Below are 12,087 nucleotides of genomic sequence, written 5' to 3'. Positions count from 1 at the left end.
TCAGCAGTGTTCAGCGTAAATGTATCAGAGTTTGAGGTCAACAACGTTATGGAATGGCTCTGGCACAGCCTGGCGGATCCCTTGAGTTTTGCCTTCATGCAACGGGCTCTGCTGGTGGCGGTGGCCGTCGGCATTCTCTGTGCCGTGGTGGGCAGCTATCTGCTGGTGCAAAGCTTGGCCCTCCTGGGGGATGCCATCAGCCATTCGCTGCTGCCGGGCCTGGCCATTGCCTACATGCTGGGCCTCAACCTGTTTGTGGGAGCCTTTGTGGCCGGTCTCCTCAGCGCCCTCTTAATTCAATGGATCCGCTCCGCCAGCCCCCTCAAGCCGGATGCAGCCATGGGGATCGTCTTTTCGGCCTTTTTTGCCTTGGGGATCCTGTTGATCACTTTGATCCAACGGCGGGCTCGCATCGATCTCAACCACTTCCTCTTCGGCAACCTCCTGGGGGTGAATGCTGTCGATGTGCTGACAGTGGTGGGCATCACCCTTTTGGTGTTGGGGTTAGTGGCCCTCTTCTTCAAGGAATTGACCTTTTACAGCTTCGATCCCTTGGGGGCCAAAGCAGCCGGCCTGCCCACCGAGCGGCTGGGGTGGGGGCTGATGGTGCTCACTTCCCTGACGTTGGTGGCCAGCATGAAGGCAGTGGGCGTGCTCTTAGTGTTGGCCATGCTGATCACGCCAGCGGCAACCGCCTATCTGGTGGTGCCTCGATTGCACCAGGTGATGCTGCTGGGATCCCTGTTCGGGGTGAGCGCCAGCCTGCTGGGGATGTACGCCAGCTACTACCTCAATGTGGCCTCCGGCCCGGCCATCGTCCTGGTGGCCTCCGCCTGGTTTAGCCTGGCCTTTCTGGGCAGAGTGTTCTCAGGAACGCGCTAGAAACCAGGGATCGCAGGTTGGGATCCCTGGCTCAAACCTCATCTGAGAAAGGGTAGATGCATGTTAACTCAAAAGCGGGAAGAGCGGCCATCCCGACCGCCTGCGCTGGTCTGCCGAGGCAACGCCTTGTTGACCCTCAGATCCCGGCCCATCCAAGTAGCACCGTCCAGCTCGTCGATGGCCTTTTGCTCATCGGCTTCGTTTTCCAGTTCCACAAAGGCAAAACCTCGCTTACGGCCAGTCTCCCGATCCACCGGCAGCTTAATTTGCTTAACGGTGCCGTATTCGGCAAACACAAGCCGCAGATCTTCTTCGCTGGCCTTGAAGGACAAATTACCTACAAAAATGGTCATGGCGTAGCACACTCCGAACCTTACCCTTTAGCGTTCAGTTCGGAGGCTCACCTGGTTAAACCATTCGCTCAATCCGAACCTCATGCCAACCACATCTTAGTCTTCCCAATGGCATTTGCAAAGCTATCCTTGCAGCTTTTTGTCCGAGAATTGGGAGAAGCTTTTGTAGCAAGATGGAAACTCAGGATCCTAACCTTCATGGGCGATTGCTTTGGCCCAACGGTTGGCGTTTGGGAGTGCCGGGAGAGCGGGGATAAGGAGGCGGCGTGGGGGCTACTTTCTCCAGCAGTAGGCAGTGGCGCACCCCACGGCTGCGGGGTGTGGTGAAGGCTTCTACATGGATCAGTTTTCCGCCCAGGAGCTCAAGGGCCTGCTCCAAAGTTTGGGCTTCTGCCTCCGTCCAATGGCCGCGATAGAGAATGGCACGCCCCCCCACCTTGAGCAGAGGCAGGCAATACTCGGCGCAGATCTCCGCCGAGGCCAAAGCCCTGGCCAGAGCAATATCATAGCTGCCCCGTTCCTGCGGGTCTTGCCCCCAAATTTCGGCCCGCTGAGCCACTGCCCGCGCTTGGGTGAGGGAGAGCCTTTGCAAGGTGTCCTGTACAAAGGCAATCTTGCGTTGGGTGCTGTCCAGCAGGGTAAAGCGGGTTTGGGGCAGGGCAATTTGGGCCGGGATCCCTGGAAACCCTGCCCCGGTGCCGATGTCGATCCCCCGCCAGGGCTGAGCTTGGATTGCCTCCCAGGATCCCAGCAGGCGTAGGCCCCGCAGCGAATCCCACAGGTGTTTCTCCCAAAAGTCGATGGGATCGGTGATGCGGGTCAGGTTCTGGGTTCGGTTTCCGGCCATCACCAGCGGATAGAGCTGTTGCAGTTGTTGCTGCTGCTGTTCAGAAGGCTGCCAACCCAGCTCCGCCAGCCAGCTTTCCCACAGCGTCTTGAGCTGTGGGGGCTCAGAGGAAGAAGTGTCAGCCTTCTTCATCCCAGGGATCCCAGTTTCAATCCAGCGGGGATGGCTCTGTCGGCCCAGCCTTTCAGCTCTTGGGTCAAGCCCTGCAAAGAACGGTCGGTGCCCAGCAGCTCTTGGTTTAAGCAAACCAACTCCTGCAAATCCAGCTCCTGACAGCTGGCCCAATCTTCCGCCAGCAAGTTAATCGGCTGCGGCTGAGCCTGAAGCAACTGATGAGAGGCCAACTCCAGCTCTACATTCAAAAGCACCTGCTCCAACCGCTCTACCCGCTCCTGCATTTGCGCCAGCAGGGCTGCCAACTGCTGACAGCAATGGTGAACCCGCTGAGCATAGATCTTGAGCGGCAGGGTCAGCGGCAGCAACGACTCAGACAACAGTTGAATCAGGTGCTGGGCCTCCAGTTCTTCCAGTTGCAGGTCTTGCCAAATGGCGTGGTAAAGATGGAGCGAAAGACGACAGGTTTCCAGGCGCTGGTAGCAGGGCTGTAATACAGAACCGCGCAGCTCCTGCAGATAGTCGGCCCACAGTTGCCCAGCCTCTACTACCCAACCTGTCTGGAAAAAACTCCACCCCTGGGCCAACAGCCAACTGATCAACAGGCCCGCCAACAATTGGTTTTTTTGTCGCAACAGGAAAGGCGAAAGGTGCTCTCCCCAAACGGCTAACCCCAGCCAGATCAGGGCAGCCAAAGTCAAATGGGGCAAGCTGATCATCTCGGCCAACAGCTGGGCAGACCAGCGCTGGCGCAGCATCCAGATCACCCCGGCGCCCAAGCTGTACAGCCCTCCCCCCAACAGCGGGATCAACACCAGCCACAGGGGTTGTCCCCTCCACAGGTGCGATAGTGACCCATCTTCGCCCAGCGCATCCCAACTGAGCAAGTACAAAGCCAGCAGAGCCAAAACCACGACCCAGCCCTGCTGTCGCTTGAGACGGCGGGCTAGAAGACGACGGCGGCGGCGCAGATAGGTTTGAAAGGACTCGGCAACAATCGACATAAAAAAATGGCACTGCGGATCCCTACCAATACCCCCACCGGCCTGGAGCGCTCCTTCACGATCATAAGTCTTAACTTTGCTAGGTCATCTGGCTTCTGTATTGCGTTGTTGGCGGGAGTCATACCCAGCCGGTGGCCAGCTTTTTCAGGGGCTCATCAGGCGGTTTTTCGGCGAGACTCCTCCGAGAAGCGCTGTTTTCTCGGCAAGCCTGACAGAGGCTTTTTAGAGCAGGCAGCCGCGTGCAAGCTCTCCACCCCTGTTACCATGGAAGAGCCCTTAATGTTTCTTTCGTATCCATCGTATCCATAGCCAAGCTAGTCTCTTGGACCGGCCTTTCCCCCCTCGAAGTGCAGCGCCAGATGATCGTCATTCTCGATTTTGGATCCCAGTACTCTGAGCTGATTGCCCGCCGCATTCGCGAAACCCACGTCTATTCGGAAATCCTTTCCTATCGCACCACTGCTGAGCAACTGCGGCAACTGCGACCGCAAGGCATCATCCTCTCCGGGGGCCCCAACTCGGTGTATGAGCCAGGCGCTCCGGTGTGTGACCCCGAGATTTGGAACCTAGGGATCCCGGTTCTGGGGGTGTGCTACGGCATGCAACTCATGGTGCAGCAGTTGGGGGGCAAGGTGGAAGCAGCCCAGAAGGGGGAATATGGCCGTGCCGCTCTGCACATTTTGGATCCCACCGACCTGCTCACCAACCTGCCGGAAAACAGCATCATGTGGATGAGCCACGGGGATTCGGTTACCGAACTGCCGCCGGGCTTTCACACCTTGGCCTCTACCGACAACACCCCCTGTGCCGCCATTGCCGATCCAAGGCGTCGTCTCTACGGGGTGCAATTTCATCCGGAGGTGGCCCACTCAGAGGCTGGCGCCTTTCTCATCCGCAACTTTGTCTATCACATCTGCGGTTGCGAGCCCACCTGGACAACGGCAGCTTTTCTGGAGGAAGCCATTCGAGAGGTACGTGCCCGTGTGGGCAATAAGAAGGTGCTGTTGGCCCTCTCGGGGGGGGTAGACAGCTCTACTTTGGCTTTTCTGCTGCACAAGGCCATCGGCGACCAGCTCACCTGCGTGTTCATCGACCAAGGGTTTATGCGCAAGGAAGAGCCCCAGCGGCTGCTGCGCCTTTTCCAAGAGCAATTTCACATTCCCGTCCACTACGTGGATGGCCAGGAGCGGTTTCTCCGGCAGTTGCAGGGGGTTACCGATCCCGAAGAAAAACGCAAACGAATTGGGGCAGAGTTTATTCGCGTGTTTGAGGAAGAATCCCAGCGGCTGGGTCCTTTTGAGTACTTAGCCCAAGGCACTCTCTACCCAGACGTGATCGAGTCTGCCAATACCCATGTGGATCCGGTTACTGGAGAACGCATTGCCGTCAAGATCAAAAGCCATCACAATGTCGGCGGCCTGCCCGAAAATCTGCGCTTCAAGCTGGTAGAGCCTTTGCGCAAGCTCTTCAAAGACGAGGTGCGGCAACTGGCCCGCTCTTTGGGTCTGCCGGAAGAGATTGTGGGCCGCCATCCTTTTCCGGGGCCGGGGCTGGCCATCCGCATTGTAGGCGAGGTTACCAAAGAACGGCTGGAAACCCTGCGAGAAGCGGACATGATCGTGCGGCAGGAGATCAACCGCTCCGGCTACTATCCCAAACTTTGGCAAGCCTTTGCCGTGCTGCTGCCAGAGGTGCGGTCGGTGGGGGTGATGGGGGATAAGCGCACCTATGCCTGCCCGGTGGTGGTGCGGCTGGTTACCAGCGAAGACGGTATGACCGCCGATTGGGCGCGAGTTCCCTACGACCTCTTGGCCACCATTTCCAACCGCATTGTCAACGAGGTGCCCGGCATCAACCGCGTGGTTTACGACATCACCTCCAAGCCCCCTGGCACCATCGAGTGGGAGTAGGCGGGATCCCTTGCGTCTGGCCTCGATTCCCGGCTGGATCGATGGCTACCTATGGCCAGCTTCCGGCAGGGAATAGGAAGGGCTTGAGCTGAAGGGCTGAGCGGCTTGGACTTCCATTCGGGCCAAAGTCGTAGCGGCATCCGCCAGTTGCAGAGCAAGGTTGGCACGGCTAATCGGATCCCGGGCATTCCAGAGATCCTGTCCCAAACAGAACACCCGATAGCGAAAGGCTTTGATCGAGCGCGATGGGATGACCTTGACAGTCATAGCTACAACCTCTTCTCCACAGAGACGTGAATAGTCAGCAGAACCCGCTCGGGCTCAAGGTAAACAAATGTTACCAAAACAACCTCGTCCTCAGAGGTAATGCTTACCGGGCAGGTGGCTTTCGGGGGTTCCACCCGTTCATGCCGTACCCCCACAGTGTATTCTCCAATTGGCAGGTCATCAAATCCAGCGTCCGCATAGATCAACTCAATGGTTTCTTCTGCAATCAACTGCCCCTCTCGCTCCAGGAAACTGAGAAAAGGGATCCCATCGATGGAGGTGAGCGCGTTGTTGGCCTGGTTGCGGATCATCACGAAGATGTCGGACATGGAGAGTGGGCCATCACCTCAGGGCTTCATGATCGAGGCTGCTGGAACATTGCCCGACTGTTTTGAGCCTGGACTTCCGCCAATCCCTGATTCAGCGACCAAACCCTCGACCCCGCGTGGCCGGACGGGCAAGACAGGCTTGGAGTTTTTTCCGCAGCTGGGCTGTATCGAGGCGCTGACCGATGAGCACCAACTGGTTTTTGGGCTGGCGAGGCCACTCATCGCTGCTGAGGGTATAGCGCCGACCGCTGAGGTGAAAGATATGTCGCTCTGGGCTTTCCTCGAACCACAACACCCCTTTGGCACGAAAGACTGCATCGGGCAACTCGTTGAGAAAATTTTGGAAAGCATCCAAAGAGAAGGGCTGATCGCTCTCAAAGGCTAGGGAGTTAAAGCCGTCAGCCTCGATGTGGCTGTGATGGGAGTGGTGGTGGTCATGATCGTGCTCATGGTCATGGTGGTCGTGACTGTCGTGATCATGGGCTTCTTCTTGGGGCAAGGAACTGGCCTGAAACAAATCGGTATCCAAGATTAGCTCCAGGGGGACTGCGCTGTTGACGGTGCGCAAAATGCGGGCATCTTCTTTGATCTCGCGGATGCGTTTTTCCAGACGCTCGATCTCGGCTTCCTCGACCAAATCGATTTTGTTGAGGAGAATCACATCTCCATAGGCAATTTGGCTATAGGCCACGTCGCTGTTGAACAGATCGGGGGCAAAGTTGGTGGCATCTACCAGGGTGATGATTGAGTCCAGCCGCGTCAGATCTCGCAATTCTGGCCCCAAAAAGGTGAGGGCAACCGGCAAGGGATCCGCCAATCCCGTGGTCTCCACCACCAAGTAGTCGATGTGGTCAGAGCGTTCCATCAGCCGCAAAACACTCTCGGCGATGTCATCTCGGATGGTGCAGCAGATGCAGCCGTTGTTCAGCTCCACCAAGTCTTCTTCGCTGGAGACGATCAGCTCCGCATCGATGCTGATCTCGCCGAACTCGTTGACCAGCACCGCTGTGCGCATCCCTTTCTGGTTGTTGAGGATGTGGTTGAGAAGGGTGGTTTTCCCACTGCCCAAAAAACCTGTGATGATGGTGACAGGTAAGCCTCGCTTAGGCACTTCGATGGTTGCGGTCATAGAGTGGCAGCGATCCGATATAGAGGGAACTCTTCCACTTTATCCTCTTGTCCTCATTGCCCTAGCTGTCTGAAGCCGATTAAACCCTTCAGATGCGATCAGTAGAGCCTTTGCGCCTCGGCATTGGCGGCGTCGCCAGTGTGGCCCTGGCTCTCCCAACTCGGCGGCCTCTCTCTTTCTGGCTTACTCTTCAGGGTCAGATTGCTTCCTCTAATCCCCTGGCCCTGAAAGTAGGGTTATTTCGATTCAAACTGGGACAATGCACCCAACACCTAAAACGTTGAACGCAGGGGGCCAGAGAGCTGTTCTCAGTGGCCCACGGGTCTCACCCTAACCTGAAGTGACTATCGATAACATCCCTAGGTAGACTATAGTGCTGACCCACCCCAGCTTGGCCTGTCGGGATGCCTACCTGTCCTGGGTTACTTCCACCTGGTTGCCCGGCTCTAGGCTGACGCGGAACTGTTGTGCGCCTGTTGGCAAGGGATCCGGCGGTAGCTCCGGCAGGTCGGCAAATGGGGTTTCGGCTCGGCGCTCTCGGGCAAGCTCATTCTCCGGCTCGGCGGCCAGGGGGGATCCCGTCCTATCCACCGTTACCCGGTAGACCAAGCTCTCTGGCCAATCGGGGGGAGACTGCCACTGCTCTGCCAAAATGTCTCGCAGACGGGAAAGGGGATCCGCCCCTGCTGCCTCTCTTCCCGCTGTTGGGTCAGATTCTTGGAGGGATGTGGCCAAAGGCTGCGATTGACCCGTCAAGGCAGGGATGGTGAGCTGCTCTTGCGGGGAAGGGGAAGCTGTGGGATCCCTAGGGGGGCGACTGGCCCAGATCCCAACACCGGCCACAACTGCGATCCCGCCCACCAGCAGGGCCGCGATCCCAGTGGGCTGTCGATACCAAGCCCGCGTCACCGGAGTTCCCAGATTGGCCAGTTGGGGAATGTCATCCGCCACCTGGGAGAGGTTCTCCAGCAGGTCGTACAACTGCGTCATCGACAGATCTACTTGTGCGATGCGATCTTCCCCTTGGCGCACCGTGAGACGATGAAAAATAAAATCAAGCGGACGGATGGCCACGGTACCGCTGAAGGTTCCCTTGGGTTCCCCACTCAAGTGGGATCCCACGTAGCGGTCGATTACGGTGATCAAATCGTTGAGCCAAACGTTATCGCCGTGTAAAGTTTTGACTGTCTCCCCCTGGCGGATTTCCAACTGACACTCGAAGCTGTGCTGGATGGCTTGCAGCGGCGGCGTTGCAGAGGAGTCTGAAGAATTGGAATCGGCAGGGGCTTCTCCCCGTACAGTCAGCGTAGAAGTGGGCTGTTGATAGGTGTGGCTAACCAGGGTAAGGTTGGGCATGGCAACTGCGGGCAAACAACACGGGTAGAGGGCTACAGAGGCGATAACAGAGGTGATAATTGACGAACCTGCCTCAAGAAGAGGGTGAGGCATCGGGGCCGGAGCTGTGGGCCACCCCCTCTTCTTCCAGATCGCTGCCGGCAGGCAAATCCATCTCAGGACGGCTGAGCAAGGCTTTCCACAGGCGCTGAGCGCCTTTCGGGCTGCTGTAGAACATCAGCTCAATCAAGATGCGCAGGGCCAGCTCGGTGAGGCTATTCTCATCGCGCACGTCCCCATCCACCATGCGGCTGCGGTAGTGAGAGAGGAATTCATCCAAGTAATCTCCCACCAGCGGCTGACGGAAGGGGCTGAGCTCTTGATCGACAGCGGCTTCCAGTTGCTCCAAGGTGCTGCGGATACGGGCTTGTTGCTGAGCAGCCAGATAGGCAATCACCATCACCAGGGCGCGGGCCTCTTCGATATCGACCTTTTTGCGCCCACCGCTGCTGCGGCGCAAGGGGTTAGCATTGCGCAGTCGCCAGAGGGTCACCCGGTCGCCAATCTGCTCTTCCAAGTTGAGGGCTTTGGCTGCGGCCAGAACCGCTTCGGAACTTTCTCCGCTCAGGGACTCCAACCCCAGCAGTAGCAAGTCCAACTGGGCTTTGATGGTACCGGTGGCTGTGTTCAAACCAAGGGGCCGACTGTCTAACTGAATGTGCTTGTGTTCCACCGTCACGCTGTCAATGGGAGCTTTGGGTTTCGACGAAACTCTATGATCTCCTGTCCAAGCCAAACCTGCAACCTACCTCCCTGCGCTCTAGTCTAAAAGACTTTGGGCATGCTAGACTGCTCGCCAGCCTGCCGAGAGTTGAGCTCTCAGGGTTCTTCCCCAAAACGGGGTAACTCTGGATGCATCTTAGACCAATAAGAATGGGTTTTCTGGGCCGGTTTCTGTTTCGGCAACACCCCTACTCCTAGCTGAACTTGGGCTTTTGGACTCAGGGGGATGGCTACTTATAATGGGGAAAGCAGCTGCTGCTTTGGCCTTTAAGAGCTAAGTGACTACCCACCTTCATTGAGTTTCCCTTTTGTTGACACCAGCGACTCTAGGTGCAGCTTGATTCATCATGGCCTCTTCTGCTCGCTGCAGTACTCAGCCTGTCCCTGTTCTTCACTGGGTCTTGATCTTCAGGGATCGATTGGGGCAGAGGGGGGTTGTTCTGGATAGTATCTATTACTCAGTGGGACGGTCTAAAGACAATCATATTCGCCTTTACGATCCCTGCGTCTCTCGGAAACACGCTTCCCTCATCCGCATCCCAGGTTCAGGGCCAACTGCACAGGGATCCCTGCAGTACAGCTACATGGTATTCGATGGCAGTCCGGGATCCAGGCCCAGCACCAATGGCCTATTCGTCAACGGAAAACGGGTTTTGTCCCATCGCCTTCAGCTCCTAGATAAGATAAGGTTTGGGCCGAACGTAACAGCAATTGTGGAGACAACGGATCGACTCAGCCCGGAAACCCTAGCCAAGTTATTGCAGCCTCTGGATGCTGCTAGCTCTACATCCCCATCCACCTTTGATTTCAATAAAGACACGGAGCCGAACCCGGAAAACCTGGCTCAGCCAGAGGAAGAGGATTTCACTGTTGCCTAAGCCAACCCAACCAGTCTTCTGAATCCTCCTGTGCCCCCCATCCCACCTGCTCTGAGCGGCTACTGGCAAAATGCCTTTGACCTAGAAGCCCATCTGGGATCCTTCCTGGGCCTTGGGGCTGCCGATCTGCGGGAGAAACTGCGGGCAGGGCAGCAGCAATTGGCGGAGTTGGGCCGGCGAGACTTTGGCTGGGATCGGGCAGATGCGTTTTATCGGGATCAGGTGAGATCCGCCTATCTGCTGGATTTGGCGGCTTGGCACCTGAGCAGCACCGACTACATCGGCGATACCTTACGCCTGGTGGCGGATCATGCCCGCGGGTTGGTGTTGGATTTTGGCGGCGGCATCGGCACCCATGCTATCGGGGCGGCCCTCTGCGCAGCGGTGGATCAGGTGATCTTCTGGGATATCAACCCCATCCATCGGCAGTTTGTGCAATGGCGGGCGGAAAAGCTGGGCTTAACCGAGCGCATCCACTGTCCAGAAAACTTCCCAGAAGAGATCTTTTTTGACACGGTCATCTGCTTCGATGTGGTGGAACATCTGGCGGATCCGGCAGCGCAGTTGCGGCAGTTTTACGACTGGCTCAAGCCGTCAGGTAAGCTTTTGATCAACTGGTACTTTTTCAAGGGGTTTAACGGCGAGTTTCCTTTTCACCTGGACGACCCGCAAAAGGTAGAGCAATTCTTTCAGGTGCTGCAAAGCTGTTTTTTGGAGGTGTTTCACCCCTATTTCATTACCGCCCGCTGTTACCGCAAGTGGGATAAAAGCTGAGATTGGAGAAAACCAAGGTGCTGCGCTATTTGCGGATATTGTGGCTGTTTTGGAGCACCTCAATCGCGGCAGAAATGGAGTACCGTGCCAATTTTTTCTTTGCCAGCCTCAGCAGTTTGGGTGGCTTGGGATCCGCTCTGTTTGGGCTGTCGTTGTTTTACCAGCAGGGGCACCGGCTGGGCGGTTGGAGTTGGCCGGAAGCCCTCATCGTGTTGGGGGTGTTCACCATTCTGCAGGGGGTGTCGGCCAGTCTCTTTAACGTCAACCTCAATCGCATTGTGCAGCAGGTGCAGGAAGGCACCTTGGATTTTGTTTTGCTAAAGCCAATAAGCAGCCAGTTTTGGCTGTCGGCCAGGGTGTTTTCCCCCTGGGGCCTGGTGGATATCGGCTTTGGCCTGTTGCTGATTCTCTACGCCGGGATCCAGCTCCATTTGCCTGCTTGGGTCTATGCTCTGGGGCTGCTGCCTCTGCTGCTGGGGCTGATCATCCTCTACAGCCTCTGGTTTATGTTGGGAGCCACCAGCATTTGGTTTGTCAAAATCTACAACGTCACCGAGGTGCTGCGGGGCCTAGTAGAGGCAGGACGATTTCCGATAGTGGCCTATCCGGTGGCCTACCGCGTGTTTTTCACCTTCGTCGTGCCGGTGGCTTTCTTGACCACCATCCCGGCGGAGACCCTGCTGGGGCGAGCCCAATGGCCGTGGCTGCTGGGATCCGCTCTGCTGGCGGCAGGGCTGTTGTGGGGATCCCATCTTTTCTGGCGCTTTGCCCTGCGCTTCTACACCAGCGCTTCCAGTTAAAGTCTGGTCCAAAAAGCTTGGATCCCACGCATCCGAGTTTCCAGGAGTTGAGTAATTTCTACAGACGCGCCCCACGCGCTGACATCGCGGAGAACAACTGCCTTCAGTACAAGGCAGAGGGAATCGCAGAGTTCTCTGGGTTGAGGGCAAAAAAGTTTTCACTGCAGCGCTTTGCAGCCACAGGCTCTGTGGTTTAGGGGGGCTTGTCTGTCAGTGGTTTTGATGGTTTGTCGATCTTTTGAGGAGCCTGTTCAATGCACAAACACACAAGCTTTGTAGCAGCATCTGTGATAGCCGGCAGTTTTGCTCTCTTGGGCTGTGGCAGCAGCACTTCGTCTTCGATGATGCCTTCCCAAGCGGATTTGGTGGCTTTGAGCGGCGGCAATCGCCTCACTTTCATCCGCTCTGCCGATGCCTTTGTGCAGGGATCCCTGACGGTAACAGGAGTGAACGGCAACCTCATTGGTATCGATGTGCGCCCTGCCAACCGGCTGCTTTACGGGCTGACCGACACCAGCATCCTTTACACCATCAACTTGCAGACCGGTGTCGCTACCGTGGCCAGCACTCTGTCGGTTCCCTTCACCGCGGGCACGCTTTCTGGCATGGATTTCAACCGTTCCGCAACTCATAGTCGTTTATTTCACCGCCCAGGATGAACTAAACAACCGGTTGCTTCCTG

14 protein-coding genes are annotated in these 12,087 nt (G+C 57.0%); 6 read left to right on the top strand and 8 right to left on the bottom strand.

Annotation, left to right across the window (positions count from 1 at the left end):
- Nucleotides 1-882 (top strand): metal ABC transporter permease (locus NW815_RS06630; protein WP_414388919.1); only part of this gene is annotated, 882 nt, incomplete at its 5' end.
- 68 nt (nucleotides 883-950) lie between these two features.
- Here NW815_RS06630 and NW815_RS06625 read toward each other — a convergent pair.
- From NW815_RS06625 to NW815_RS06615, 3 genes are all read right to left on the bottom strand, one after another.
- Nucleotides 951-1,235, bottom strand: coding sequence for an RNA recognition motif domain-containing protein (locus NW815_RS06625; protein WP_011432793.1), 285 nt, complete (start codon nucleotides 1,233-1,235; stop codon nucleotides 951-953).
- Nucleotides 1,236-1,431: 196 nt separating this feature from the next.
- Entirely contained in the window at nucleotides 1,432-2,214 is a 783-nt protein-coding gene (rsmG, locus tag NW815_RS06620; RefSeq protein ID WP_414415824.1) for a 16S rRNA (guanine(527)-N(7))-methyltransferase RsmG, read from the bottom strand.
- Nucleotides 2,211-3,200 (bottom strand): hypothetical protein, encoded by a 990-nt coding sequence (locus NW815_RS06615; protein ID WP_414389276.1) that lies wholly within the window; start codon nucleotides 3,198-3,200, stop codon nucleotides 2,211-2,213. Before NW815_RS06615 ends, rsmG begins: the two co-directional genes overlap by 4 nt.
- 359 nt (nucleotides 3,201-3,559) lie before the next feature.
- On the opposite strand from NW815_RS06615, the gene guaA reads away from it, so the two are divergent.
- Nucleotides 3,560-5,110 carry a glutamine-hydrolyzing GMP synthase gene (gene guaA / locus NW815_RS06610; protein WP_414389274.1) on the top strand — a complete coding sequence of 517 codons (1,551 nt, stop codon included), beginning with the start codon at nucleotides 3,560-3,562 and terminating at the stop codon, nucleotides 5,108-5,110.
- A gap of 45 nt (nucleotides 5,111-5,155) precedes the next feature.
- On the opposite strand, the gene NW815_RS06605 is transcribed toward guaA, so the two are convergent.
- The 5 genes from NW815_RS06605 to NW815_RS06585 all read right to left on the bottom strand — a co-directional run bounded on the left by NW815_RS06605 (nucleotide 5,156) and on the right by NW815_RS06585 (nucleotide 8,909).
- Nucleotides 5,156-5,377: a hypothetical protein gene (locus tag NW815_RS06605; protein WP_011432797.1), complete on the bottom strand. Its 222-nt coding sequence runs from the start codon at nucleotides 5,375-5,377 to the stop codon at nucleotides 5,156-5,158.
- A 2-nt stretch (nucleotides 5,378-5,379) separates the two neighbouring features.
- Nucleotides 5,380-5,706, bottom strand: a complete 327-nt coding sequence (locus NW815_RS06600) for a hypothetical protein (RefSeq protein WP_414329244.1) — start codon at nucleotides 5,704-5,706, stop codon at nucleotides 5,380-5,382.
- A gap of 91 nt (nucleotides 5,707-5,797) precedes the next feature.
- On the bottom strand, nucleotides 5,798-6,835 hold the full coding sequence (locus NW815_RS06595) for a CobW family GTP-binding protein (RefSeq protein ID WP_414389272.1): 1,038 nt from the start codon (nucleotides 6,833-6,835) through the stop codon (nucleotides 5,798-5,800).
- A gap of 408 nt (nucleotides 6,836-7,243) precedes the next feature.
- Complete coding sequence (locus NW815_RS06590; protein WP_414415823.1) at nucleotides 7,244-8,284, bottom strand: DUF4335 domain-containing protein; 1,041 nt, start codon at nucleotides 8,282-8,284, stop codon at nucleotides 7,244-7,246.
- On the bottom strand, nucleotides 8,265-8,909 hold the full coding sequence (locus NW815_RS06585) for a DUF3038 domain-containing protein (protein ID WP_414389267.1): 645 nt from the start codon (nucleotides 8,907-8,909) through the stop codon (nucleotides 8,265-8,267). Before NW815_RS06585 ends, NW815_RS06590 begins: the two co-directional genes overlap by 20 nt.
- A gap of 391 nt (nucleotides 8,910-9,300) precedes the next feature.
- Here NW815_RS06585 and NW815_RS06580 point away from each other — a divergent pair, with 391 nt between their 5' ends.
- The 4 genes from NW815_RS06580 to NW815_RS06565 all read left to right on the top strand — a co-directional run bounded on the left by NW815_RS06580 (nucleotide 9,301) and on the right by NW815_RS06565 (nucleotide 12,064).
- Complete coding sequence (locus NW815_RS06580) at nucleotides 9,301-9,831, top strand: FHA domain-containing protein (RefSeq protein ID WP_414415822.1); 531 nt, start codon at nucleotides 9,301-9,303, stop codon at nucleotides 9,829-9,831.
- Between the two features lie 30 nt (nucleotides 9,832-9,861).
- A complete protein-coding gene (locus NW815_RS06575; RefSeq protein ID WP_011432803.1) occupies nucleotides 9,862-10,605 on the top strand; it encodes a class I SAM-dependent methyltransferase in 744 nt (247 codons plus the stop codon).
- 17 nt (nucleotides 10,606-10,622) lie between these two features.
- On the top strand, nucleotides 10,623-11,405 hold the full coding sequence (locus NW815_RS06570) for an ABC transporter permease (protein WP_414341765.1): 783 nt from the start codon (nucleotides 10,623-10,625) through the stop codon (nucleotides 11,403-11,405).
- 254 nt (nucleotides 11,406-11,659) lie between these two features.
- A complete protein-coding gene (locus tag NW815_RS06565) occupies nucleotides 11,660-12,064 on the top strand; it encodes a DUF4394 domain-containing protein (RefSeq protein ID WP_414415821.1) in 405 nt (134 codons plus the stop codon).
- The last annotated feature ends 23 nt before the right edge of the window (nucleotides 12,065-12,087 follow it).

This window comes from Synechococcus sp. R6-7 (assembly GCF_047461695.1).
In the GTDB taxonomy this organism is placed as follows: Bacteria; Cyanobacteriota; Cyanobacteriia; order Thermostichales; family Thermostichaceae; genus Thermostichus.
This window is presented reverse-complemented; position numbering and strand designations above follow the sequence as displayed.